This window comes from Pseudomonas sp. 50_B (assembly GCF_017491625.1).
GTDB lineage: Bacteria > Pseudomonadota > Gammaproteobacteria > Pseudomonadales > Pseudomonadaceae > Aquipseudomonas > Aquipseudomonas danubii.
This window is the reverse complement of the sequence record NZ_JAFGYX010000001.1, coordinates 169909-195151: the sequence shown is the minus strand read 5'-3', so window position 1 is coordinate 195151 and position 25243 is coordinate 169909. Positions and strand designations below refer to the sequence as shown.

25 protein-coding genes are annotated in these 25243 nt (G+C 63.4%); 15 read left to right on the top strand and 10 right to left on the bottom strand.

What is annotated here, in order from left to right; all coding sequences use genetic code 11:
* The first annotated feature begins 123 nt into the window (after positions 1–123).
* On the top strand, positions 124–1086 hold the full coding sequence (locus tag J5M73_RS00950) for a LysR family transcriptional regulator (protein WP_102862367.1): 963 nt from the start codon (positions 124–126) through the stop codon (positions 1084–1086).
* On the opposite strand, the gene J5M73_RS31800 is transcribed toward J5M73_RS00950, so the two are convergent.
* From J5M73_RS31800 to J5M73_RS00940, 3 genes are all read right to left on the bottom strand, one after another.
* The gene (locus J5M73_RS31800) at positions 1028–1240 is read right to left on the bottom strand and encodes a hypothetical protein (protein ID WP_081002137.1); all 213 of its coding nucleotides are present in this window, start codon (positions 1238–1240) and stop codon (positions 1028–1030) included. The two genes, J5M73_RS00950 and J5M73_RS31800, sit on opposite strands and share 59 nt — an antisense overlap.
* 106 nt (positions 1241–1346) lie before the next feature.
* Complete coding sequence (gene hexR / locus J5M73_RS00945; protein WP_011064325.1) at positions 1347–2213, bottom strand: transcriptional regulator HexR; 867 nt, start codon at positions 2211–2213, stop codon at positions 1347–1349.
* Positions 2214–2380: 167 nt separating this feature from the next.
* Positions 2381–5245 (bottom strand): EAL domain-containing protein, encoded by a 2865-nt coding sequence (locus J5M73_RS00940; RefSeq protein WP_102862368.1) that lies wholly within the window; start codon positions 5243–5245, stop codon positions 2381–2383.
* Positions 5246–5491: 246 nt separating this feature from the next.
* On the opposite strand from J5M73_RS00940, the gene uvrD reads away from it, so the two are divergent.
* From uvrD to J5M73_RS00920, 4 genes are all read left to right on the top strand, one after another.
* Positions 5492–7675, top strand: coding sequence for a DNA helicase II (gene uvrD / locus J5M73_RS00935; protein WP_102862369.1), 2184 nt, complete (start codon positions 5492–5494; stop codon positions 7673–7675).
* Positions 7676–7776: 101 nt separating this feature from the next.
* Positions 7777–8217 (top strand): EamA family transporter, encoded by a 441-nt coding sequence (locus tag J5M73_RS00930; RefSeq protein ID WP_102862370.1) that lies wholly within the window; start codon positions 7777–7779, stop codon positions 8215–8217.
* A gap of 181 nt (positions 8218–8398) precedes the next feature.
* Positions 8399–9274: a Tim44 domain-containing protein gene (locus tag J5M73_RS00925; RefSeq protein WP_102862371.1), complete on the top strand. Its 876-nt coding sequence runs from the start codon at positions 8399–8401 to the stop codon at positions 9272–9274.
* 136 nt (positions 9275–9410) lie between these two features.
* Complete coding sequence (locus J5M73_RS00920) at positions 9411–9818, top strand: SMI1/KNR4 family protein (RefSeq protein WP_102862372.1); 408 nt, start codon at positions 9411–9413, stop codon at positions 9816–9818.
* A 51-nt stretch (positions 9819–9869) separates the two neighbouring features.
* On the opposite strand, the gene J5M73_RS00915 is transcribed toward J5M73_RS00920, so the two are convergent.
* On the bottom strand, positions 9870–11633 hold the full coding sequence (locus tag J5M73_RS00915; protein ID WP_102862373.1) for a cation:proton antiporter: 1764 nt from the start codon (positions 11631–11633) through the stop codon (positions 9870–9872).
* Between the two features lie 287 nt (positions 11634–11920).
* Between J5M73_RS00915 and J5M73_RS00910 the strand changes: the two genes are divergently transcribed.
* A complete protein-coding gene (locus J5M73_RS00910) occupies positions 11921–12406 on the top strand; it encodes an acyl-CoA thioesterase (RefSeq protein WP_102862374.1) in 486 nt (161 codons plus the stop codon).
* Positions 12407–12667: 261 nt separating this feature from the next.
* Positions 12668–14062: an APC family permease gene (locus J5M73_RS00905; RefSeq protein WP_102862375.1), complete on the top strand. Its 1395-nt coding sequence runs from the start codon at positions 12668–12670 to the stop codon at positions 14060–14062.
* A 21-nt stretch (positions 14063–14083) separates the two neighbouring features.
* Here the strand turns inward: J5M73_RS00905 and pdxY are convergent, their stop codons facing one another.
* Complete coding sequence (gene pdxY, locus J5M73_RS00900; protein ID WP_102862376.1) at positions 14084–14956, bottom strand: pyridoxal kinase PdxY; 873 nt, start codon at positions 14954–14956, stop codon at positions 14084–14086.
* A gap of 117 nt (positions 14957–15073) precedes the next feature.
* On the opposite strand from pdxY, the gene J5M73_RS00895 reads away from it, so the two are divergent.
* Entirely contained in the window at positions 15074–15466 is a 393-nt protein-coding gene (locus J5M73_RS00895; RefSeq protein ID WP_102862377.1) for a DUF3301 domain-containing protein, read from the top strand.
* A 21-nt stretch (positions 15467–15487) separates the two neighbouring features.
* Here the strand turns inward: J5M73_RS00895 and J5M73_RS00890 are convergent, their stop codons facing one another.
* The 4 genes from J5M73_RS00890 to dksA form a co-directional block, all read right to left on the bottom strand.
* Positions 15488–16450 carry a CobW-like GTP-binding protein gene (locus tag J5M73_RS00890; RefSeq protein ID WP_102862378.1) on the bottom strand — a complete coding sequence of 321 codons (963 nt, stop codon included), beginning with the start codon at positions 16448–16450 and terminating at the stop codon, positions 15488–15490.
* Positions 16451–16619: 169 nt separating this feature from the next.
* Positions 16620–17327, bottom strand: coding sequence for a DUF1826 domain-containing protein (locus tag J5M73_RS00885; protein WP_102862379.1), 708 nt, complete (start codon positions 17325–17327; stop codon positions 16620–16622).
* Positions 17327–18535 (bottom strand): zinc metallochaperone GTPase ZigA, encoded by a 1209-nt coding sequence (gene zigA, locus J5M73_RS00880; RefSeq protein WP_102862380.1) that lies wholly within the window; start codon positions 18533–18535, stop codon positions 17327–17329. The genes J5M73_RS00885 and zigA overlap by 1 nt, the downstream gene beginning before the upstream one ends.
* Before the next feature lie 29 nt (positions 18536–18564).
* A complete protein-coding gene (gene dksA / locus J5M73_RS00875) occupies positions 18565–18969 on the bottom strand; it encodes an RNA polymerase-binding protein DksA (protein ID WP_102862381.1) in 405 nt (134 codons plus the stop codon).
* Positions 18970–19091: 122 nt separating this feature from the next.
* On the opposite strand from dksA, the gene J5M73_RS00870 reads away from it, so the two are divergent.
* On the top strand, positions 19092–19466 hold the full coding sequence (locus J5M73_RS00870) for a glutamine synthetase (protein ID WP_102862382.1): 375 nt from the start codon (positions 19092–19094) through the stop codon (positions 19464–19466).
* A 108-nt stretch (positions 19467–19574) separates the two neighbouring features.
* On the opposite strand, the gene J5M73_RS00865 is transcribed toward J5M73_RS00870, so the two are convergent.
* A complete protein-coding gene (locus tag J5M73_RS00865) occupies positions 19575–20798 on the bottom strand; it encodes an N-acetylmuramoyl-L-alanine amidase (RefSeq protein ID WP_102862383.1) in 1224 nt (407 codons plus the stop codon).
* Between the two features lie 130 nt (positions 20799–20928).
* Between J5M73_RS00865 and folE2 the strand changes: the two genes are divergently transcribed.
* Genes folE2 through J5M73_RS00835 form a run of 6 tightly spaced genes read left to right on the top strand, consistent with a single transcriptional unit; the run spans position 20929 to position 25242 of the window.
* Positions 20929–21822 carry a GTP cyclohydrolase FolE2 gene (gene folE2 / locus J5M73_RS00860; protein ID WP_207814934.1) on the top strand — a complete coding sequence of 298 codons (894 nt, stop codon included), beginning with the start codon at positions 20929–20931 and terminating at the stop codon, positions 21820–21822.
* Positions 21822–22490, top strand: coding sequence for an ATP-binding cassette domain-containing protein (locus J5M73_RS00855; protein WP_102862385.1), 669 nt, complete (start codon positions 21822–21824; stop codon positions 22488–22490). Before folE2 ends, J5M73_RS00855 begins: the two co-directional genes overlap by 1 nt.
* Positions 22490–23356 (top strand): metal ABC transporter permease, encoded by an 867-nt coding sequence (locus tag J5M73_RS00850; protein ID WP_207814933.1) that lies wholly within the window; start codon positions 22490–22492, stop codon positions 23354–23356. Before J5M73_RS00855 ends, J5M73_RS00850 begins: the two co-directional genes overlap by 1 nt.
* Before the next feature lie 11 nt (positions 23357–23367).
* On the top strand, positions 23368–24252 hold the full coding sequence (locus J5M73_RS00845; protein ID WP_207814932.1) for a metal ABC transporter substrate-binding protein: 885 nt from the start codon (positions 23368–23370) through the stop codon (positions 24250–24252).
* Positions 24249–24692, top strand: a complete 444-nt coding sequence (hisI, locus tag J5M73_RS00840; RefSeq protein ID WP_102862388.1) for a phosphoribosyl-AMP cyclohydrolase — start codon at positions 24249–24251, stop codon at positions 24690–24692. Before J5M73_RS00845 ends, hisI begins: the two co-directional genes overlap by 4 nt.
* Entirely contained in the window at positions 24682–25242 is a 561-nt protein-coding gene (locus J5M73_RS00835; RefSeq protein ID WP_102862389.1) for a carbonate dehydratase, read from the top strand. Before hisI ends, J5M73_RS00835 begins: the two co-directional genes overlap by 11 nt.
* Position 25243 lies beyond the last annotated feature (1 nt).

The following is a 25243-nucleotide window of genomic DNA, read 5'->3' as shown; positions in this document are numbered from 1 at the left end:
TTCAAGTCAGTCGCCGCGTCACACTAGCTCTGCAGAGGGATTAACAAAAATCAATAATTATTGGGTTGGGCATAAGTAAAGACTTATAGTTGTGCTACCAGCCCTTGGCGCGAGCACTGAAAAATGCGTAAGTCCTTGATGAGACTGACATTACGTCAGTTGCAGATTTTCAATGAAGTCTGCGATCTACGCTCCTACAGCCGCGCCGCCGATGAAATGAATCTCACCCAGCCCGCGGTCAGCCTGCAGATCCGTCAGCTGGAGGAGCTGATCGGCCAGCCGCTGTTCGATTACGTCGGCAAGAAGCTCTACATGACCGAAGCCGCCGAGGCCCTGCAACGGGCCAGCCGGGACATCTTCGGGCGCCTGGAAAACCTCGACATGCAGCTCTCGGACATGCAGGGCTCACTGCAGGGCCAGCTCAAGCTGGCGGTGGAATCCAGCGCCAAATACTTCGTCCCGCACCTGTTCGCCGCCTTCAAGCGCCAGCATCCGGAAGTCCACCTGCAACTGACGGTGGTCAACCGCTCCCAGGTGATCCGCCGCCTCTCGGACAACCGCGATGACCTGGTGATCATGTCCATGGTGCCCCAGGACATGGAGCTGGAGTTCCTGCCCTTCCTCAACAACCCCATCGTCGCCGTGGCGCCGCCGGATCATCCCCTGAGCCACATGGGTCCGCTGCGCCTGCAGGACCTGGAGCCCTACACCCTGGTGCTGCGCGAGCCCGGCTCGGGCACCCGCCTGGCCTGCGAGGAATACTTCAAGGAGAAGCGCGTGCACTTCACCCAGATCCTCGAAGTGTCGTCGGCGGAAGCTCAGCGCGAGTGCGTGCGGGCGGGTCTGGGCGTGGCCTTGCTGACGCGCCACGCCCTGAACCTTGAGTTGGCGACCGGCGGCTTGATCGAGTTGCCGGTCGAAGAGCTGCCATTGCTTCGCAGCTGGTGCCTGGTGCAGGCCAAAGCCAAACGCCTGTCACCGGTAGCGCATGCGTTCCTGGGATTCATCCGCAGCGAACGCGTGCAGATCAGCGGGCTGGTTGAACGCTTCGACGGGAAGCCGCGGGTGCCGCCTGCCAGTAATTAACGGCCTCAAGCTCGGGGTAATCGTTGATTTGCTGCTGCAACTGACGCAGCTCGAAGCGGTGTTCGATCGCACGACGAAATTCCATGCGGCGCTGATCTTCCTGCTGACGACGGGTCTTGACTGCGCTGTTGCTCTCTTCGTAAGGCCGGGCCATTTCGAGTCTCCCAATGCGAGTACGGGAGCTTCACGATGGACGTCGGCGGTTACGGTTTGGCGGCGGGTCGGTTACAGGACGATGAACATTCGCCCCTCTCCAGGAATCAATCGTCCAGGGCTTTGACCGACTTGGGCGACAGACGCAGGCTGCGAAGGCTGCGCTTGACGCTCTTGAGGTGGTTCACCAGGCTCGGCCCGCGGGCCATGGCCACGCCCATGGCCAGCACGTCGATCACCACCAGGTGGGCGATACGCGAGGTCAGCGGGGTGTAGATCTCGGTGTCTTCGTGCACATCGATGGCCAGGTTGACCGTGGACAGCTCGGCCAACGGCGTCTGGCTCGGGCACAGGGTGATCAGCGAGGCGCCGCTTTCACGCACCAGGTTGGCGGTGATCAGCAGGTCTTTGGAGCGCCCGGACTGAGAAATACAGATGGCCACGTCGGTAGGCTTCAAGGTCACCGCCGACATCGCCTGCATGTGCGGGTCGGAATAGGCCGCCGCAGTCAGCAGCAGGCGAAAGAACTTGTGCTGGGCATCCGCCGCCACCGCGCCAGACGCGCCAAAGCCGTAGAACTCCACGCGCTGGGCCTGGGACATGGCAGTCACCGCCTGCTGCAGGGCCACCGGATCGAGCTTCTCGCGCACTTCCATCAGGGTGTGCAGGGTGGTGTCGAAGATCTTCAGGCTGTAGTCAGCGACAGAATCGTCTTCATGGATCGCGAACTGGCCAAAGCTGGCACCGGCGGCGAGGCTCTGAGCCAACTTGAGCTTCAGGTCCTGAAAACCGGAGCAACCGATGGCCCGGCAGAAACGCACGATGGTCGGTTCGCTGATGCCCACGCTGTGGGCCAGGTCCGCCATGGAACTGTGCATCACGGCCGCAGGATCAAGGAGCACGTGATCGGCGACCTTGAGTTCCGATTTGCGTAACAAATGACGTGACTGGGCGATGTGCTGCAACAGGTTCAAAGGGCTGGACTCATTGTTATTGGCTGACGCCGGGGATGTAGCAAGCTTGTAGTTATACTACAGGAATCGTCTTTTTGCCTGTTCAATGCATCATCAATTTGCCGGCCTGCCCCCCATTTTCAGCCGGGTACGACTTATGTAGCCGTTGTGGCTGGCGTCGCCGCCCACTAGCGAGACTGGGCCTGCAACAGCTGCGCGAGCGCTTCGGCATTCACCGGACGACTGATCAGGTAGCCCTGCACTTCATCGCAGTGTTCGGCCCGCAGGAAGGTCAACTGCGCCGGGTCCTCGACCCCCTCGGCCACCACTTTCAGCGACAGCCCGTGCGCCATGGCAATGATTGCCCGGGTAATCGCCGCATCCTCGCCACCTTCGGCAAGGCCACGGATAAAGGCCTGGTCGATCTTCACGTAGTCCACCGGAATGCGCTTGAGGTAGCTCAGGGACGAGTAACCCGTGCCGAAGTCATCGATGGCCAGCTTCACTCCCAGATCACGCAGTTGCTGGAAGGTCGCGATGATGTGCTCGACGCTGTCCAGGAGCTGGCTTTCAGTCAGTTCCAGCTCGAGGAAATGCGGCTCCAGGCCGGTTTCTTCCAATACCTGGCGCACCAGGCTCACCAGCTTGCCTTGGCGCAGTTGATACACCGACAGGTTGACCGACACCCGAATCGGCTCCAGCCCCTGGCGCTGCCAGTCGCAGGCTTGGCGGCAGGCCTGACGCAACACAAACTCGCCGATGGGCCCGATCAGCCCGGTCTCTTCCGCCAGGCCGATGAAGTCCCCCGGCGGCACCCGGCCCATGGTCGGGTGATCCCAGCGCACCAGGGCTTCGGCAGCATTCAGCAGGCCCGTGGCCAGGCACAGCTTGGGTTGGTAGAACACCATCAACTGGCCTTCTTCGATGGCCTTGCGCAGCTGGTTCTCCAGTTGCAGACGCTCCAGAGTGCTGGCCTGCAGGCTCTCGGTGTAGAACTGGAAGTTGTTGCCGCCCAGGTGCTTGGCGTGGGCCATGGCCATGTTCGCCTGACTGACCAAAGCCGCAATCTCCCGGGCGCTGTCCGGCAGCATGCTGATGCCCATGGAGGCGCTGACCACCAATTCATGGCCATCGACGGTGATCGGCAGGCGCAGCTTGCTCAGCAGCCGGGTCGCCACCCGCGTCAGGCTCGACAGGCTGCCGTAGGCGTCGAACAACACAGCGAACTCATCCCCGGACAGCCGGGCGATGGTGTCGGCCTCCGGCAGGGCATTGACCAGTCGTCTGGACATCTTCTGCAGCAACTGGTCGGCCACTTCATGGCCGAGGCTGTCGTTGAGCAACTTGAAGCGATCCAGATTGATGTGCAGCAAGGCCAGGCTGCGGCCGCCCTGGCGTACCCGTTGGTGGGCCTCGCCCAGGCGCTCGCGAAACAGGGAACGGTTGGCCAGCCCGGTGAGTTCATCGTAGTGAGTGAGGTAGCGCATGCGCTCCTCGGACTCGCGCCGAGCCGATAGATCGGCGAAGAAGCCCACGATGTGGCGGATTTTCCCTCGTTTATCCCGCACGACATTCAATTGCAGCCATTGCGGATAGAGCTCGCCGTTCTTGCGGGTCTCCACCAGCTCGCCCTGCCAACTGCCGTGTTGCTCCAGGGCCTGATGAATCAACGGGTAATGCCGGCGGGCATCGCGGCTACAGGACAGTTCCACCACATTGCGCCCGAGCATGTCCTCGATCTGATAGCCCGTGACCTGGCTGAAGGCCTGATTGGCAGCGATCAGGGCGTACTCGGGGTCGAGGATGACGATGCCTTCACTGGCCGCCTCGAACACTGTCGCCGCCAGATTGCGCTGCACCTCCACTTCCTTGTCGGCGCTGATATCCCGCCGCGTGCCCACCATGCGCAACACCCTTCCACCAGGACTGCGCTCCACCGCCCTGCCCCGGTCCTCGATCCACACCCAATGGCCATCGCCATGACGCACCCGGTACTCCACCTGGTAATCCTCGCTGCGGCCCTTGAGATGCTCCACCAGGGCACGTTTGAGCAGCGGCAAATCCTCGGGGTGCAGGCGCGGCTTGAGATGGCTGAGCATCGCGGTGACGTCTTCGGGTTCCAGGCCAAACAGTTCCTTGATCTGGGTGTGATGGATTTCGTCGGTCTGCAGGTTCCAGTCCCAAAGTCCCAGCTCGCTGGCATTCAGGGCCAGGGCCAGGCGCGCCTCGCTCTTGCTCAGGGCCTGGTTGGCCTGGTCCAGCTCCAGGCTGCGCTGGGCCACCCGCTGCTCCAGTCCCGCCTGGGCTTCACGCAATTGTTCTTCGGCCCGTCGGCGCTGTTCGATCTCACGGGCCAGCTCGCGGTTGAGCTGGCTGCCGCGGCTCTGGGCATCCTGCAGATGCTCGATCAGCGCCTGATTCTGAAAGCGCCGCAACAGGCCTCGCTGAATCAGGCGGTTGACCTGCCAGGCCACCACGCTCAGGGATACCAGGAGAATCAGCCCAAGCCAGCCCCAGCCGCGCTGCTGATCGTCTCCGCCCCAGAACAGATAGGCGATGGCCGGCAACAGGCAGGGCAATGTGAAGGAGAGAAAGGCCTGCAGGCTGACCGCGTAGGCCACGCTGGCGGAAAGAATCGCCGCGCCGATCAGGCCGAAAACCCAGGCCTGCTGCAAAAAGCTGTCGGTGGGCACCAGGGCGATGCCGGCGCAGGCCAGGGTCAGGCCACTGACCGCCGACCCCAGAAGAAACATGCGCTGCCAGATGGGCTGCGCCTGGCGACTGGGAATCGCCGAGTCGAACGCCGCCACCTGGATCACCCGCAAGGCCACCAGGGCCAGCAGCCAGACCATCCACACGCTGAGCAACAGATAGCGCGCCGGACTCCAGAGCAACCAGGTGCACACCAGACCGTTGAGCAGCATGAAAAGGGTCGGCAGCAGCGAGCCCTGATACAGCAGGCGCGTACGCTCCACTGCCATCTCGACGGCGTAATGCTGGCGGATGCCCCCCGGCGCCATGAAGGGCCCGGACGGGTCGGGGTTAAGTGTCATAGGCAGTATTCTTATAATGTAGAGCCCGAAACGTCGGCGGAGCATACACAAGCACAAGCTCGAGCCAAACTGCTCTGGATCATAAAATCGATAAAACAAATCCCGCCGTAATCCGCCGTGCAAGTGCGCGCGCGCGAGACACCAATGGCTGCGGCCTGTGACCAACCGGTCGTCCCCGGCCGTTGTTTTATCGGCTAATGCAATGCCGGGTTTGCCCGGGGTGACGCGGCCCCCTAGAATGCCCCGATGCGCGATGATCTCTCCCTCCTGTTGAACTCCCTCAACGATGCCCAACGCCAGGCCGTAGCTGCCTCCGTGGGTCGTCAGTTGGTCCTGGCCGGTGCTGGCTCCGGCAAAACCCGTGTGCTGGTGCACCGTATCGCCTGGTTGATCCAGGTCGAGAACGCCTCGCCCCACTCGATCCTGTCGGTGACCTTCACCAACAAGGCCGCCGCCGAGATGCGCCACCGCATCGAGCAATTGCTGGGCATCAACCCGGCGGGCATGTGGGTCGGCACCTTCCACGGCCTGGCGCACCGCCTGCTGCGAGCCCACTGGCAGGAAGCCGGCCTGAGCCAGACCTTCCAGATTCTCGACAGCGACGACCAGCAACGCCTGGTCAAGCGGGTGATCCGCGAGCTGGGCCTGGATGAGCAGCGCTGGCCGGCCCGTCAGGCCCAGTGGTTCATCAACGGACAGAAAGACGAAGGCCTGCGCCCGCAACACATCCAGGCCAGCGGCGATCTTTTCCTGGCCACCATGCGCGGCATCTATGAGGCCTATGAGGCCGCCTGCCAGCGCGCCGGAGTCATCGATTTCTCCGAACTGCTGCTGCGCGCCCTGGACTTGTGGCGCGACCACCCGGGCCTGCTGGCGCACTACCAGAAGCGCTTCCGCCATGTGCTGGTGGACGAGTTCCAAGACACCAACGCCGTGCAATACGCCTGGCTGCGGCTGCTGGCCCAGGGGGGCGACAGCCTGATGGTGGTGGGCGACGACGACCAGTCGATCTACGGCTGGCGTGGAGCGAAGATCGAGAACATCCATCAGTATTCCGCCGACTTCCCGGACACCGAAGTGATCCGCCTGGAGCAGAACTACCGCTCCACCGCCGGCATCCTCAAGGCCGCCAACGCCCTGATCGCCAACAACACCGGACGCCTGGGCAAGGAACTGTGGACCGACGGCGGCGACGGCGAAGCCATCAACCTGTACGCCGCCTTCAACGAGCACGATGAAGCCCGCTATGTCGTGGAAACCATCGAGAGCGCGCTGAAAACCGGCCTGGCCCGCAGCGACATCGCCATTCTCTACCGCTCCAACGCCCAGTCCCGGGTGCTGGAAGAAGCCCTGCTGCGCGAGCGCATTCCGTACCGCATCTATGGCGGTCAGCGCTTCTTCGAACGGGCCGAGATCAAGAACGCCATGGCTTACCTGCGCTTGCTGGAAGGCCGGGGCAACGACGCAGCCCTGGAACGGGTGATCAACGTTCCAGCCCGGGGCATCGGCGAAAAGACCGTCGAAGCCATCCGCGAGCACGCGCGCCACAGCGATGTGTCGATGTGGGAAGCCATGCGCCAACTGGTGGCCAATAAAGGCCTCACCGGTCGTGCGGCCGGCGCCCTCGGGGCCTTTATCGAGCTGATCGAGAACCTGGCGGCCAAGACCCTGGAAATGCCCCTGCACCTGATGACCCAGACGGTGATCGAGCAGTCAGGGCTGATCGCCTACCACGAAGCGGAAAAAGGCGAGAAAGGCCAGGCCCGGGTGGAAAACCTTGAGGAACTGGTGAGCGCCGCGCGCAACTTCGAGAACACCGAAGAAGACGAGGACCTGACGCCGCTGGCGGCCTTCCTCGGCCACGCGTCCCTGGAAGCCGGCGATACCCAGGCCGACGAGCACGAAGACAGCGTGCAACTGATGACCCTGCACAGCGCCAAGGGCCTGGAGTTCCCCTACGTGTTCCTGGTGGGCATGGAAGAAGGCCTGTTCCCGCACAAGATGAGCCTGGAAGAACCCGGCCGCCTTGAGGAAGAACGCCGCCTGGCCTACGTCGGCATCACCCGGGCGATGCAGAACCTGGTGATGACCTATGCGGAAACCCGTCGCCTGTACGGCAGCGAAACCTACAACAAGGTGTCGCGCTTCGTCCGCGAAGTGCCCAAGGGGCTGATTCAGGAAGTGCGCCTGTCCAACAGCGTCAGCCGGCCTTTCGGCGGTGGCCAGTCGCAGAGCACCAGCAGCCTGTTCGGCGGCAGCGAGATTCCGGACATCGGCTTGAGCCTGGGCCAGGCGGTGCGGCACTCGGTGTTCGGCGACGGGGTGATCCTCAACTTCGAAGGCGCCGGTGCCCAGGCCCGGGTCCAGGTCAACTTCAGCGAAGGCAGCAAATGGCTGATGCTCGGCTACGCCAAGCTGGAAGCCATCTAACCCGACCCTAGGCGCCGGCTTGCCGGTGAAGCTCACTGGCGCACCACCTCTTCGCCAGCAAGCCGGCTCCGCCAGGTCAGTGCAGAAAAGGCAGCGCGAACATGGGTTCAGGCTTTTTTTCCTCGTGGACATTCTGGGCGCTGCTCTCGGCAACTTTCGCCGCTTTGACGGCGATCTTCGCCAAAGTCGGGATAGAAAACGTCAATTCAGACTTCGCCACCCTGCTGCGCACCGTGGTGGTCCTGGTCAGCCTGGCCTTGATTTTGTACGCAACGGGCCAATATCAGTCCCTGGGATCGATTTCCACCAGGAGCTATCTGTTCCTGCTGCTGTCGGGACTGGCCACCGGGGCCTCCTGGCTGTGCTACTTCCGCGCCCTGAAACTCGGCCCGGTCTCTCTGGTGGCGCCGGCGGACAAGCTCAGCGTGGTGTTGGTCGCAGTCATCGGCGTGGCCCTGCTGGGCGAGAAACTCGATCTGCGCCAGTGGGGCGGAATCGGCCTGATCACCGCCGGCGTCGTGCTCCTGGCACTGCGTCGCTGAACGGCGACGCAATTGAACCAAAGCCGCGTCCTTGAGGACAAAAAACCTATCGGCGAGCATGCCGGCGAACGGAGCTGAACCGAGCCTGTCAGGCAAAAGCCCGAAACATTATGCCGCTCGCTACTGACACTTCACCTGTGCAATATGGCGCGCGTGCCATCCACAAATGGGAACCCCCTTTATGAAACGTTTTCTTAGCATCGCCATGGCGCTGTGCATCGGCCTGACGATGAGCCTCGACGCCAACGCCAAGCGCTTCGGCGGCGGCAAAAGCGCCGGCGCTGCCCCGACCCACCAGACTCGCCAGGCGGCGCCAACCACTCCGGGCGCGCCTGCCGCTGCCGCCACCGCTGGCGCAGCCGGAGCCGCAGGTGCCGCGGCCAAGGCCGGTGGTGCTTCGCGCTGGCTCGGCCCTCTGGCCGGCATCGCAGCCGGTGGCCTGCTGGCCTCCATGTTCATGGGTGACGGCTTCCAGGGCATGCAGATCTTCGACATCCTGATCATGGCGGTCATCGCCTTTGTGATCTTCCGCTTTATCGCCGCTCGCCGTCGCAAGCAGCAGGAGCAGTTCGCTCCAGCGGGTCACGCACCGATGCAGCGTGAAGCGTTCGAGCCTCAGCAACCGGCTGGCGGTTCGATCTTCGGTGGCTCAGCAGCCCCTGCCGCGCGTCCGGTGATCAACGCTCCGGCCTGGTTCAACGAAGAGCGCTTCATTGAAGCGGCGCGCAATCACTTCCAGTCCCTGCAGCAACACTGGGACGCCAACGAAATGGACAAGATTGCCGAGTTCGTCACCCCGCAGATGCTGCAGTTCCTGAAACAGGAACGTGCCGATCTGGGCGACGGCTTCCAGTCCACCTACATCGACAACCTGCAAGTGCAGCTGGAAGGCGTGGATGACCGTGCCGACAAGACCATCGCCACCCTGACCTTCAGCGGTGTATCGAAGACCTCGCGCTTCGACCAGGGCGAAGTGTTCAGCGAAAGCTGGAACATGGAACGCGCCCAGGGCGACAACCAGCCATGGCTGGTGGCAGGTATCCGCCAGAACGGCTGATTCATTCTGCTGTCACAGCTGTAAGGCAAAACCCCGACTCAGGTCGGGGTTTTGCATTTCACGATTGCACTTATAGCGAGCTACTGTATAAACCGCCGTCAAACAACCGCGCCATAGAGCAAAGAGGACCCAGGCCGTGGAAGAAGTCATCGAACAACTCCGAGAAGCCAACGAACCGGTACCCGTCCCCCTGGAACTGCCGGACGAAGACCAACTGGTGGAAATTGAAGAACAGCTGTTCATCAATATCCCGTTCGTCTTCAAAGAGTTCCTGTTGACGGTCAGCGACGTGGTTTACGGCAGCCTGGAACCGGTCACCGTCACCGACCCGCAATCCCACACCTACCTGCCGGAAGTGGCCGCGACCGCCTGGGACCTGGGCGTGCCTCGTGAGCTGATCCCGATCTGCCAGGACGGCGACGACTACTACTGCGTCGAAGAAGACGGCACCGTGGTGCTGTGGTCCGGCGAAGAAGAGCTGATCACCGAAGAGTCCTGGGAATCGGTGTGGCACTGGGCGCGGGACGTTTGGCTGGAAAGCTGAGCCCCCGCCGTTGCAACCGGCTCGCCAGCGCCCTGCTGGCGAGCGGCAAGGTCAATGTCCGCCGTTGTCCTTGCTGTGATCGAGGGTTTCGATCAGCGCCACCTGCATCCGCGTGTGCACGCGGATGAACCAGCGCCACAACACCGCGGCCACCACCGCCGCCACCACGGCAATCAGTACCAGCAACTCCAGGGTCGGCAGGATGCTCGACGACAGCGCCGCCAACAGCAGAAAGATCACCAGTAGCGACAGGATCGGAATCACCTCGGCGATCACCCGACGCACTCGCTGGGTATGACGCCCGGCCATTTCCGCCTTGACCCCCATCTCCGCCAGCAGCATCGACAGCGCCTTGAGCTTGCGGTAGGCGGCAATCAGGAATGGCAGGGACAGCAGCAACGCTGCGCCCCAGATCAGCGCCTTCTGCCAGCTAGGATCACTGACCCATTCCTCCAGATAAGTGCCGATGCGCTTGGCGAAATAGCCGCCGGAAAAGAAGATCGCCACCACCAGCGCCAGATTCACCCCCACTTGCAGCAGGATCTTGCGGATCATCGACGCCAGCAATGCGCCCTCCCCCTGAGGCTGGATACTGCGCAACCACTCCCCATACATGCCCAGCACCCGGCTCAGGCGTTGAGGCAGGACTCCAGCCAGCTTGTGCGACAAAGGATCGGCCGCGCGAATCAGATAAGGCGTGAGCAAGGTGGTGATCGCCGACACGGCAACCGCGACCGGATAGAGAAAATCGCTGGTGACCTGCAGGGTCATGCCCAGGGCGGCGATGATGAACGAAAATTCGCCAATCTGTGACAGGCCCATCCCGACTCGCAACGAGGTCCGTCCATCGTTACCCGCGATAAAGGCGCCCATGCCGCAGGACAGCATCTTGCCCAGCACCACTGCCACGCTGATCACGGCGATGGGCCAGGCGTATTGCAGAAGGATCTGCGGGTCGATCATCAGACCGATGGCGACAAAGAAGATGGCACTGAACAGGTCACGAACCGGCTCGATCAGCCGTTCGATCTTCAGCAACTGACGGGACTCGGCCATGATCGCGCCGATCAGGAAGGCGCCCAGGACCATGCTGTACTCCAGCTTCACCACCAGCAGGCAGAAGCCGAAGCACAGCCCCAGCACCGTGATCAGCAGCATCTCGTTGCTGTCGAACCTGGCCACGTAGGCCAAGAGGCGCGGCACCAGCAGAATGCCGATCACCAGCGCCACGATCATGAACAGCGAAAGCTTGCCGACGGTGGAGAACACATCGCCGGAACTCACGGTGCCACTGACCGCAATACTCGACAGCAAGGCTATGATGCCGATGCCGAGAATGTCTTCGACGATCAACACACCGAAGATCAGCTGGGCGAAGCGCTCGTTCTTCATCTTCAGGTCGTTGAGCGCCTTGACGATGATGGTGGTGGAGGAAATGGCCAGGATCGCTCCGAGGAACAGCGAATCCATGGTGCTCCAATCGAACCAGCGACCGATCTCGTAGCCGATCCAGATCATCAGGACGATTTCCAGGAACGCCGCGATAAACGCCGTGGCGCCCACCTTGAACAGCTTGCGCAGGCTGAATTCCAGCCCCAGGCAGAACATCAGGAAAATCACCCCAAGCTCGGCCAGGGTCTTGATGGTCTGTTCGTCGTGGATCAGGCCGAACGGCGGTGTGTGGGGACCGATGATGAAGCCAGCGACGATGTAGCCCAGCACCACCGGTTGCTTGAATCGATGAAAGAGAATGGTCACTACACCTGCGACCAGCATGATCACGGCCAAGTCCTGAATGAAGCTGATGGCATGCATGGACGGGGTTCTCCTTGAACGCTGGGCGGCGCAGATCGCCTAAAAAGAAAAATCTGATCAGTACAAAGAAATATCCAAAATATGATCGGAAAAAGCCCTGGAACGGGTGTTTTTCAGGTTAACACCGGGACTTCTGGCAGAAAGGCGATGCAATATTAGGAAACAGATCCACCGGAGCGTGACGGCACGACGCGGCCCGGCGTCCCGTTATCGATGGTTTGAAAATCCTTGAAACCAGCACCCGCAGAGGTGCTCCAGCAACCCCTGCCTTGAACCGTGAGTGTGCTATGGAACCCGGAAACGCCCAGCTGTCGATGACGGTATTGATGACCCCTGACATGGCCAATTTCTCTGGCAATGTCCACGGCGGCACCCTGCTCAAGTACCTCGACGAAGTCGCCTATGCCTGCGCCAGCCGTTATGCCGGCCGCTACGTAGTGACCTTGTCGGTGGACCAGGTGATCTTCCGCGAGCCGGTGCATGTCGGCGAACTGGTGACCTTCCTGGCCTCGGTCAACTACACCGGCAACACCTCCATGGAGGTGGGTATCAAGGTGGTGACCGAGAACATCCGCGAGCGCTCGGTGCGCCACACCAACAGCTGCTTCTTCACCATGGTGGCGGTGGACGACCAACGCAAACCGGCCCAGGTGCCACCGCTGCAGCCCGAGACCGCCGACGGCAAGCGCCGCTATATCCAGGCCCAGCAGCGTCGGCAGATCCGCCAGGAGCTGGAAAAGCGCTACCAGGAAATCAAGGCCGACGGCCCTTGATCCTCAGACAGATACGCTGATTCAGCAGGACCACGGACGGTCCCCTCGCCACGCCCCTGCAAAGCCTTGCGCACTCGCCCCCTCTCCCTCCACTGCTCCAGGCAGTCTTCTGCGGTCATCCCGAATGGCCACATCCATCCCTTTTTGACCACATAGAGAGTTATGCCCCAGGGGCACCGCTGCCAGAATCGTTGGGCAAGGCACAAGCGCACTCCCCGTTTGGGGAGCCTTCGAACCCACGAACGCGTGAGAACAATAACAATGCCCAGCGCCAATACTCTCTCCGACAATCCCACCCTCGCCCCCAGCGATTTCACCCACAGTGCCCAGGGCACCTCCCTGCGCCGCATCCTCGGGCTGCCGGCCCTGGTGTTCTTTGGCCTGGTGTACATGGTCCCGCTGACCGTCTTCACCACCTACGGCGTGGTCACCCAGATCACCGGCGGGCGTACCGCCGCCGCGTACGTGATCACCCTGTTGGCCATGCTCTTCACCGCCCTGTCCTACAGCGTCATGGTCAGGAAGTACCCGATTGCCGGCTCGGCCTATTCCTACGCCAGCCTCAGTTTCGGACCGGGCATCGGCTTTCTTGCCGGCTGGTCGCTGCTGCTGGATTACCTGTTTCTACCAATGATCAACTACCTGGTGATCGGCCTGTTTCTCAACCTGGCCTTTCCCGCCGTGCCAGCCTGGGTCTTTGTGGTGGCGACCATCAGCCTGGTGACGCTGCTGAACATTCGCGGCATCGGTTCGGTATCGAGCATGAGCAACCTGATCGTCTGCGCGCAGATGGTGTTCGTGGTGGTGTTCGTGGCCCTGGTGATTCGCCAGTTGGCCGGGGCCGAGAGCCTGGACCTGAGCGCGCCCTGGGTCGGCGACGGCAGCCAGAGCGGACTGTTGCCATTAATGGCCGGAGCGGCGGTGCTGTGCCTGTCGTTCCTCGGCTTTGACGCGGTATCGACCCTGGCCGAGGAAACCCGCGACCCACGCCGGGACATTCCCCGGGCCATTGTCATCACCACCCTGGGCGCGGGCCTGCTGTTCATCCTGTTGGCCATGACCAGCCAGCTGGCCTTCCCCGGCAGCAGCTTCAAGGACGCCGATTCGGCAGCCAGCGAGGTGATGCTGCACGCCGGCGGACGTTTCCTGGAGATGTTCTTCACTGCCACCTATGTCGCTGGCGCTGCCGGTTCGGCCCTGGCGTCACAGGCCTCGGTGTCGCGCATCCTGTTCAGCATGGGCCGCGACGGCATCTTGCCACGGCGAGTGTTCGGCACCCTGTCCGAGCGCTACAAGACCCCGGTGATCGCCATTGTCCTGGTGTCGCTGGTGTCCTTGCTGGCAGTAGTCATCGACCTCACCACCCTGGCGTCGATGATCAGCTTCGGCGCGCTGGTGGCGTTCTCGGTGGTCAACCTGGCGGTGATCAAGAGTCACCTGGGACAGGGGCAGCCGCGCACGGGGGCGCGACTGCTGCAGTACGGCCTGCTGCCGTTGATCGGCTTCGGCCTGATCGTCTGGCTGTGGACCAGCCTCTCGGCCCTGACCCTGGGGATTGGCCTGGCCTGGTTCGCCTTGGGCCTGGCGTACCTGGGCGTACACACCCGGGGCTTCCGTCAGCCGGCGCCGACGGTGCAATTCTCCGAGCAGGCCTGAGTCACTGAACGCCGGTCGCCATCAGAAGCCGATCGGCGTGGCCTCGAACCGCACCCGCGGATGGGCGATGCGATCCTGGGCCCGCACCAGCTCCAGCTCGTAGCTGGCGCAGGCCTGGGTTTCCAGCAGCACTTCATGCACCGCCGCGGCGGTGAATTCGAACGCCGCTACCAGGCTGTCACCCAACAGCACCCGGGCCAGGAACAGACCCGACGTCAGGTCGCCCACTCCCACCGGCTGGCGCGGGAACGCCAGCAGCGGACGCCGCAGGTGCCAGCTGCCCTCGGCGGTCACCAGCAGCATCTCGAAGCCTTCCGCCAACTTGCCCGGGTAGTCCAGGTGCTTGACCAGCACCGCCTTGGGGCCCTTCTCCAGCAGCGAGCGGGCCATGCCCAGGCAATCGAACAACGATTGCGGCTTGCGCCCGCAGAAGCTGTCCAGTTCCAGCTGGTTGGGGCAGAGAAAATCCGCCATGGCCACCGCTTCATCCAGCAGAAAGTCGCTGACTTCCGCCGGCACGCTGCAGCCCTTCTCCGGATGGCCCATCACCGGGTCGCACAGGTACAAGGCCTTGGGGTTGGTCGCCTTGATCCGCGCCACGCCACTGAGAATCGCCCGGCCCTGGGCCGCGCTGCCCAGGTAACCGGAGAGAATCGCATCGCAGTTGCCCAACTCGCCGATGGCGGCGATACCTTCCACCAGCTCGGGAATCTGCTGGGGCGCCAACACTTCTCCGGCCCAGTGACCATACTGAGTGTGGTTGGAGAACTGTACGGTATTCAGGGGCCAGACATTCACCCCGACCCGCTGCATGGGAAACACCGCAGCACTGTTACCGGCGTGGCCGAAAACCACATGGGACTGGATCGCAAGCAGGTGGGGCGTACGTTTCATGCAGGATTTTCCATAAAACCGGTGGAATTCAAGCCGCGCAGTATGCGACTAAACGCAGCCTGTACGACAGACCGGAGACGCAGTTAAGCTGACGCCACTTCGTTGGAGCAAACCTTCATGCTGACCCTTGGAAACATTTTTGTGCTGATGCTGCTGGCGACCGGCGCCGCCTGGCTATGGCACAACCACGGCCTGCGGGAACGGGCGCTGGCGCGGGTCAAGCAGCACTGTGCACGGCTCGACATCGAGCTGCTGGACGGCAACGTCGCACTCAAGCGCATCGGTTTGGTCAAGGACGCCAACGGCCGTCGGCGCCTGGCGCGAATCTACAACTTCGAATTCACCGTGACTGGCGAAACCCGCCACGCCGGAACCATCACTCAGTTCGGAGCCCACAGCGCGCACATCGAGCTGGCACCCTATCCATTCGAAGTGAAAGAGCCGTTGCCCAGCGCCGAGGTGATCGAGCTGAGTCAGTGGCGCGAAGAGCATCGCAAGTTCAAGCCGTGAGAGGCGCAGGCAAGCCTGCGCCTACAGGCGGCAAGCGCTGAGGCTGGCTTGCAGGGCGGCCATGTCCTGAGGGGCACTGAAAATCAACTCCAGGCGCGAATCCCGTCGCCATTCGCTGGGCAGCCAGCTCAGCGGTGAATTATCCAAGCCATTGCCCGAGCGCCAGCCCTCATCGCTGTGGATCACCAGTTTGGCCCGACGCCAGTCGAGGTTCTGCAGCCAGTGATCGACCCGGGTCAGGTCGAACTGCTGGCTCGGGTGCCAGCGCCAGCCGATGCTCCAGCCCTCCTCCTGAGACTGACTGAGGCAGATCGGCAACGCCGGATCGCTCCACACCGCCGGTAACTGTGCCAGGCCCTGGGGAACATCCAGGTGCTCCAGCGTCGCCCCGGCGCTGACCTCCAGGCCCGGTAGCTCGGCCAGGGGCAAGGCGGCGTGGCGCGTCCAGAACAAGGGCAGGTCCGGCAACTGCTCCAGCACCCGCAGCCGATCGCTGTCGCTGAGCAGTTCGTCCTTGTTCAACACCAACAAGCCGGCGCTGGACAGGGCGTCCTGCTGGGCCTGGGGCAGCGGCTTGCCGGCCGCCAGGGCCTGGGCGTCGAGCACCAGCACACAGGGCTGCAACGCCAGCACCCCTTGCCAGGGCGCGACGCTCAGTTGCTTGAGCAATTGCGCCGGGTGACCGAGGCCGGAAGGCTCGATGAACAGACGATCCGGCTTGGCCTTGCGCAGCAGGCGCCCCAAGCCCACCTGAAACGGTGCGCCGTTGACGCAGCACAGACAGCCGCCGGCCACTTCGCCGAGGGCGATGCCATCGTCATCCCGAGTCAGCAAGGCCGCGTCCAGGCCGATCTGGCCGAACTCATTGATCAGCACCGCCCAGCGCTCATGGGCCGGGCGCTGGCTCAGCAGATGACGGATCAGGCTGGTCTTGCCGGCCCCCAGGGGGCCGGCGATCACATGGGTAGGAATGTTCTGCAGCATGGGAAGGGGGGTCCGGAAAGCCTGTGAGGTGATGCTACGCCCTTCCCGTGCAGGGCGAAAATCCGCGCGCTCAAGAACGACGCCGCAGCAGACGCCGTTCTTGAGCGCACTGAAGGTCCTGCGGACCTTGGCGCAGCCTCGCAGGCTCGGCAGCGGCTACACGCCTGGCTCAACCCAGCCAATCAAGGGTAAGGATCAGCCGGCGCTCCCCCGACGCCAGTTGCGGCGAGCGGTGGATCAGGCCGAAACCTTCGTTGCCGTGCCACTTCTCGCCCTTGAACAGCGCCACCTCACCGCTGCCGATCTGCTGGATCAGCGCCGGATCTCGGGGTTCAGCACTGGCCTGTCCCAGTTGTCGACGGTCCATCGCCCCCTCGCGCAACCACTGGCTGCCAATCCCGGCATAGGTGGTGATCAGGCGCACGGGCACATGGTCGACGTGAAAGCGCGGGCACATGGCCTTGTCCAGCACCCGCAAGCGCAAGCCCACGCGCTTGGCGCCCAACAGGCAGGCAAAGGCGCTGACCAGCCAGGAAACGTCGGCGATAAAGCCGTCATAACCGTGCAAGTCGCTGAAGCGCGAGGCCAGGCCCCGCAGGTTCGGTAGGCAATCCTCATCCGGCAGTTCCAGGGACAGGGACTCGGCCAAGGGCTCGTTGAGGGACAACAGCAACTGGCCGAAGTCCTCGATGTGCGCCGGCAACTGGCGCTGCCAGAGGCCGAGGTTGACCTCATCGTCCAGCACCTCGGCCAGGACCGCCGGGGTCGGGCCAATGGCCACGCGCCGGGAAACCAGCGGCACCGCACAAGGCAGCAGCAAGCTCCTGGCCGCCAATGGAATGCTCAGTGGAGTCACCGGGGAACTCAGGGTCAGCATCAGGCCGCCTCCTCTTCATGCCAGGCACCGAAAGGGTCGGTCATCAGGCTCCAGCCCTCGACACCCAGGGCCATTTCATCGTCATCCAGCAAGCACAGGTCGAGCTCGGCACAGAGCCGGGTGAAGTCGATGTTCTGACCGATGAACACCAGCTCCTGGCGACAGTCGCCCGTGGCCGGGGTCCAGTTGTGCAGGATCGCCGCCATGCTTTCCTCGTCCTGGGGCCATTGCTGCTTGGGCACGAAGCGCCACCAGCGCCCGGCAAAACCGTGGCGCATCAAGCCACCGGCCTGGGACCAGCTGCCCGCTTCCTGGTACTTGCTGGCCAGCCAGAAGAAGCCTTTGGAGCGCAGCAGCTTGCCGTTGACCCAGGGCCGGTTGATGAAGTTGAAGAAGCGCTGCGGATGAAAGGGGCGCCGCGCCCGATAGGCGGTTGAAGCAATTCCGTACTCCTGGGTTTCCGGTACGTGCTCGCCGCGCAACTCCTGCAGCCAGCCCGGCGCCTGGGCCGCGCGTTCAAAGTCGAAGCGCCCGGTATTGAGGATCTTGGCCAAGGGCACCTGGCCCATGACCATGGGGATGATCTCTGCCTGGGCGTTGAGCCGCGCCAGGATCGCCATCAGCTCCTGGCGCTCGGCGCTGCTGATCAGGTCGATCTTGCTGACCAGGATCACATCGGCAAACTCCACCTGCTCGATCAGCAGGTCGGTGATCGAACGCTCGTCTTCCTCGCCCAGGGTTTCACCGCGACTGGCGAGGCTTTCCGCCGCCTGGTAATCCAGCAGGAAGTTCATGCCATCGACCACAGTCACCATGGTGTCGAGGCGGGCGATGTCCGCCAGGCTCTGCCCGGCCTCATCGCGAAAGGTGAAGGTTTCTGCCACCGGCAGCGGCTCGGAGATCCCGGTGGACTCGATCAGCAGGTAGTCGAAGCGCCCGTCGCGGGCCAGCTTGCCCACTTCCTCCAGCAGGTCTTCGCGCAGGGTGCAGCAGATGCAGCCGTTGCTCATCTCCACCAGCTTCTCTTCAGCGCGGTTGAGGCTGACATCGCGCTGCACCTCGCTGCCGTCGATGTTGATTTCGCTCATGTCGTTGACGATCACCGCTACCCGCAGGTTGTCGCGGTTGCGCAGGACGTGATTGAGCAGGGTGCTTTTGCCCGCGCCAAGAAAGCCGGACAGCACGGTAACGGGAAGACGCTCGGTCATGGGGGTTCCTCATCAGGTTCGCGGCTGGGTCAAAGCGCCCGTTGGTGGCGTTCGCGCAGCTCTTGGCGTTCTTTGGCTTCGATACACAAGGTGGCGGTGGGCCGCAGCAGCAGGCGCTGCAGGCCGATGGGCTCGCCGGTGTCGCGGCACCAGCCGTACTCGCCGCGGGCCAGGCGCTCAAGGGCCTCGTCGATCTTGTCCAGGAGCTTCTTTTCCCGCTCCAGCAGGCGCAGTTGCCATTGCCGCTGCTCTTCGGCGCTGCCGATATCGGCGGGGTCGCTGTGGGGTTCCTGCTCGCGCAGTTGGTCGAACTCAGCGGCAATGCGCTCCTGCAATTCGCTGCGCTGGGCCAGCAGCAGATCGCGGAAGAAGCCCTGCTGGGCGTCGTTCATGTAATGCGCCGAGGGTTCGGCGAGGAGCTCTTGTTCAGTCATGGCGGGGGTCACGGGTCAGGCTTTATTTTATGTTATATTATAACAATGCAGATTAGCCAATACTCCCTTGCCCACCACGACGAAGGGCGCAATGCTGCGCCCCTGTCGCCACGAGAACTGCCATGCGCCTTGTCCTGCCCACCCTGCTTTCAAGCCTGCTGCTGGCCGGCCACGCCACAGCCGCCATGCCCAGTACCTTGGCCACCTGCACCCGCAGCGCCACCCTGCTGGCCTGCGTCGATCCCTTGGGCAACGCCTACAGCGTCGCCACGGCGGGCAGCACGACTTACTTGCGCGGGTTCGAGGTGATCGGCAAACGCTACTGGGCGCAGACCAACAGTCGCTACGGGCAACTGACCTTCTTCACCGGCCTGGCCTCCGATGGTGAAGCCTGGGTGGGCTACAGCCAGCGCGTGGGCTGGACCACCCGCAATCGCTTCTCCAGTTCTGGCGGCAGCAGCGCCAAGTTCACCTGCAGCCGCATCAGCGGTTGCTAGAGGCACCCACAGCGCGCCAGGTGCAGGCGCTGGTGGCTGTAGGAGCTGGCTTGCCAGCGAACGCGACCGTCAGGGCGACGCACAATCCAACGGCCTCTTAGCCGGCTCCTATACGGTGCGGCTGTTCTTTGTTTCCTGGAGCCAGGCCAGATAGCTGTTGCCCGGCGGGTTCTTTTCGAAGTAGCGCTGCAAACCCTGGAACAGGCCGTCGGCAATCGCCTGCTGATGCCGCGTGGTGACCAGTTGCTGGCTGTCGCGGCGATTGGAGATGAAGCCGGTTTCCACCAGGATCGATGGCACGTCCGGCGACTTGAGCACCGCGAAGCCGGCCTGTTCCACGCGCTTCTGGTGCAGGGTGGTGATCCCCGACAGGCTGTCCAGCACCGTGCCCCCTAGCTGCAGGCTGGCGGCAATGGTGGCGTTCATCGACATGTCGAGAATCACCCCTGCCAGCATCGGGTCCTTGTCCTTGAGATTGAGCAGGCTGCTGGCCCCCAGCAGGTCGGCATCGTTTTCCCGCTGGGCCATGAAGCGCGCAGTGGCCGAAGTCGCCCCGCCTTCGGACAAGGCATACACCGAGGCACCGGAGGCGCTAAGGCGCGGTGCCGCATCGGCGTGCACCGAGATGAACATGTCGGCCTTGTGCTTGCGGGCGATCTCCACCCGCTTGCGCAGCGGCACGAAGAAGTCGTCGTTGCGCACCAGCTTCACGGCAAAGCCCTTCTCGCGCTTGAGCCGCTTGGCCAGCAACCGGGCGATGGACAGCACCACATCCTTCTCTCGCTCACCCTTGGCCCCCACGGCGCCGGGGTCCTTGCCACCGTGGCCAGGGTCCACCACCACGATGATGTCGCGCTTGGGATGAGGCTTGCCCGGCGACGCCTCGGGCTGGGCCAGGGGCGCAGCGGCCGCGGCGATCTGCAACGGCACCTTGCCGGCCGCAGACAGGTCCAGCACCAGTCGGTGGCCCTGCCCATCCTGGGGCGGCAGGAGAAAGCTGTTGAGCTGCACCGGCTCATTCAGGTCGAGGACGATCCGTGTATCGCCCTGGCCAAAATGCCCGGAGCGGATCGCGCGGATCACCGTACGGGCCAGGGGCAACTGACTGAAATCGCCACTCAGGCGAGCGCCGTTCAAATCGATGATCAAGCGCTCCGGTGCGCTCAGAGTGAAGGTCTTGTACTGCACCGGGCCACTCAGATCGAGCACCAGCCGCAGCTTGTCGGCGTCTTTCCACAGCCGCGCATTACGGATCTGCGCGGCAGAAACAGCCCAGGGCAACATCAGGGCCGTGCCGGCCAACAGCAGGTTGAGCAATTGACGTCTGTGCATGACAAATACCGCAGATGAGGGAGCGTCCGTACTCACAAGAACAGGCCAGAGAACCGCCGAGGAAAAATGTTTCATCGGATGTATTGTTATAATATAACATGCAGAAATATTCCTAACGACGGACCTGTTCATGAACGCGCTGACTCTGCCGGATATCGCCGCGCAGGCCTCACGCCAAGCCTTGCCCCTGGAATGGGTGGGCATGTGCGGCATTGCCTTACCTGTACTGATGGACAGCCAACGGATCGCTGCCAAAGCGGACGCCGGAGTCAGCCTCGACGACGGCGAGGCGCGAGGCATTCATATGTCGCGACTGTACCTGGCCCTGGAAATGCTCGAACAGGACAACCTCACGCCTGCTCTACTGCGCCAAGTGCTACAGCGCTTTCTCGACAGTCACGAAGGGCTGGCCAACAGCGCCTACCTGCGCCTGCACTTCGATCTGCTGCTCAAACGCCCGGCCTTGGTCAGCCCTTTGGCCGGTTGGAAGAGCTATCCGTTGAGCATCGAAGCACGGCTGAAAAACGCGATGTTCCACGTGGAACTAAAAATCGTCGTGCCTTATTCCTCCACCTGTCCTTGCTCGGCCGCCCTGTCCCGTCAGTTGATCCAACAGCAATTCGTCGACGATTTCGCCAACCGGTCATTGCAGCACGCCGAGATCCTGGCCTGGCTGGGCTCGACCCAAGGCATAGTCGCCACGCCCCATAGCCAACGCAGCAACGCCGAACTGCATCTGCGCCTGGACGACTTCCTCGACGAACTGCCGTTGATTGCACTGATCAACGACGCGGAAAACGCCCTGGGCACCGCCGTGCAAACGGCGGTCAAACGCGCCGATGAACAGGCCTTCGCCCTGGCCAACGGACAAAACCTGATGTTCTGCGAAGACGCCGCCCGCCGGTTGAATCTGGCCCTGCGTCGCTCCCCCGGGGTCAACGCCTTCCAACTGCGGGTCGTGCATGCGGAAAGCCTGCACGCCCACGACGCCGTGGCACAAAGCCGCTGGAACTGGGAGGCCTGATGATCCGCTGCCGAGGTTTGCGCTGGGGCGCGCCGGGCCAACCCCTGACTCCAGCCCTGGACCTGCACCTGCCCAGCGGCAGCCTGAGCGCCATCATCGGCGCCAACGGTTCGGGCAAGAGCAGCCTGCTGAAAGTCCTGGCTGGGCTGCAAAAGCCCTTGGCCGGCAAGGTCGATCTGGCGGCGCCCAAACGGGGCGGCTTTTCGTTTCTGCCGCAACAGCAACACCTCGATCGCCAGTTCCCCATCAGCCTCGAAGCGCTGGTGGCCGCAGGCTTCTGGGGCAAGCGTGAACCCGCCAGGGCCAGGGCAGAAAAACTGCAGGCGGTGCTCGAAGACTGGCATTTGAGTGGTCTGGAAAGTCGCCCGTTGATGGCCCTTTCCGGTGGGGAATTACAGCGCGCGCTGCTGGCCAGACTGAGCCTGACCGAAGCGCCTCTGCTGCTCCTGGACGAACCCCACGCCGCCCTCGACGAAGCGGGCCAGACCTTGCTCTGGCAACACCTGCACAGCTGGCACGCCCAGGGCCGGACGCTGGTGGTGGTTTGTCATGACCTGGCCGCCGTGCGCCAGCACATCCCTCAGACCTTGTGGGTCAAAAGCAGCGGCTGTGTCTTGGGCCCGAGCCAAGAACTGATTGCCCCGCCCTTCCAGACGCAGGTGGCGTGATGCAGTTCGCCGCACAGTTCTGGCAACCCTTCAGCGAATTCGTGTTCATGCGCCGGGCCTTGCTCGGCGGCCTGGTCCTGGCCTGCAGCACCGCCCCTCTGGGCGTCTTCCTGATCCTGCGGCGCATGAGCCTGATCGGTGATGCGGTGGCCCACGGCATCCTCCCTGGCGCCGCCCTGGGCTTCTGGTTCGCCGGTCTCAGCTTGCCGGCCCTGACCTTCGGCGGCCTGGGCGCCGGCTTGGGCATGGCCGGCCTCGCGGCCTGGATCACCCGCCGCACCGGCCTGCGGGAAGACGCCAGCATCGCGGCTATCTATCCCATCTCCCTGGCCAGCGGCGTACTGATCCTCGGGTTGGCGGGCAAACGCCTGGACCTGTTGCACCTGCTGTTCGGCTCGGCCCTGGCGGTGGACGGCCCGACCCTCAACGGCATGCTCCTGGTCTCGGCCGTCAGCCTGATGGCCATGGCCCTGATCTACAAACCCCTGCTGCTGGACACCCTCGACCCACTGTTCCTGCACAGCGTCAGTCGCCTGGGTCCCCTGGCTCACGGCCTGTTCCTGACCCTGGTGGTGCTCAATCTGGTGATCGGTTTCCAGGCCATCGGCGCCCTGATGGTGGTGGGGCTGATGATGCTGCCGGCCGCCGCCTCGCGCTTCTGGAGCCGGCGGCTGCCGCTGTTGATGGGCATCGCCGCGCTGCTGGGTTGTCTCTCGGTGTGGCTCGGCCTGTTGCTGTCATTCCATTACTCGCTGCCCAGCGGACCAGCCATCGTGCTGGTGGCGGGCAGCCTGTACCTGCTGTCCGTGGTGTTCGGTCCGGTACACGGCCTGTTGCACCGCCCGCCGTTGCTCACATCCCCATGAGGTGTTTCCCGATGCGCGCTCTACTCGTGCTGTTCAGCCTGCTGCTGCCACTGTCGTGGTCCACCGCCCAGGCCGCGGACAAGCTGGCCGTGGTCACCAGCTTCAGCATCCTCGCCGACATCACCCGCCAGGTCGGCGGCGAGCATGTACAGATCACCAACCTGGTAGGCGCCGATGAAGACGCCCACACCTACGAACCCACGCCGGACGATGCCAAGGCCCTGCTCAAAGCCCGGCTGATCATCAAGAACGGCCTGGGCTTCGAACCCTGGCTGGATCGCCTGGTGGCCAGCTCGGCTACCAAGACTGAAGTGATCACCGCCAGTCGCGGGGTGATTCCACGGACCCTGGACGAGGACGGCGAACAGGTGCCCGACCCGCACGCCTGGCACAACCTGGCCAACAGCGAACTCTATGTGAACACCATCACCCAGGCACTGATCGCCGCCGACCCGGCCCACCAGGCTGACTATCAGCGCAACAGCCAGGCCTACCTGCAACAGATCTACCGCCTGCTGGCCGAGGCCAAGACCAAACTCGGCGCCCTGCCCCCGGGCAACCGCAAGATCGTCACCTCCCACGACGCCTTCGGCTATCTGGGCCAGGCCTACGGTATCGACTTCATGGCGCCCCAGGGTCTGTCCACCGAACGCGAACCCTCGGCCGCCGAAGTCGCGGCGCTGATCACCCAGATCCGCAACGCCAAGATCAAGGCGGTGTTCATGGAGAACATCAAGGACGCCCGCCTGCTCAAGCAGATTGCCGACGAAAGCGGCGCCCATATCGGCGGCACCCTGTACTCCGACGCCCTCTCCGCCAGCGGCCCGGCCAGCACCTTCATCGGGCTGTTCGAATACAACCTCAACACCCTATACGACGCCCTGAGCCGACCATGATCCAACGCCCGCCGCTGACACTGCTGGACCTGGAAAGCGCTGCCCAGGGCAGTCGTTGGCCGCTGACCGCGGTGCTCGATGCCCTGCCCTGGAACAGCGACGGACTGATCGCCGCCATCGCCCAGCAACACGACAGCGGTGAGGTGCTGATGCTGGCCTGGATGAACCGCCGGGCCCTGGCCGAAACCCTGGCCAGCGGCCAGGTCTGCTACTGGTCGCGCTCGCGCCAGTGCCTGTGGCGCAAGGGCGAAAGCTCGGGCCACCGCCAGCGCCTGATCGAAGCGCGCCTGGACTGCGATGGCGACGCCGTGTTGCTGCAAGTGGAGCAACAAGGCCCCGCCTGCCACACCGGCCGCCCCAACTGTTTCTACAACGCCATTCGCGATGGCGCGGTGGAAGTCATCAGTTCCCCCTTGAAGGACTCGCGCCATGATTCGTAAAAACCCTTCCGGCGATCTGCCGGTGATCGCTGAATCCGCCTACGTGGACAAGACCGCCATCATCTGCGGCAAGGTGGTGATCGGTGACAACGTGTTCGTCGGCCCCTACGCGGTGATCCGCGCCGACGAGGTCGACGCCAGCGGCCAGATGGAAGCCATCACCATCGGCGCCAATTCGAACATCCAGGACGGCGTGGTGATCCACTCCAAATCCGGCGCCGCCGTCACCATCGGCCAGCACACCTCCATCGCCCACCGCTCCATCGTCCACGGCCCCTGCGTGGTCGGCGACCGGGTGTTCATCGGTTTCAACAGCGTGCTGTTCAACTGCGTGGTGGGCGACGGCAGCGTGGTCCGCCACAACTCGGTGGTGGACGGTCGCGACCTGCCCCCAGGCTTCTACGTGCCCTCCACCACCCGCATCGGCCCCAAGACCGACCTGGCGCAGTTCCCTCCGGTGAGCATCAGCGCCTCGGAGTTTTCCGAGGACGTGGCCCGTACCAACGTCGATCTGGTCCGCGGCTACAAGGCCCTGCAGAACGAGTTTTGAG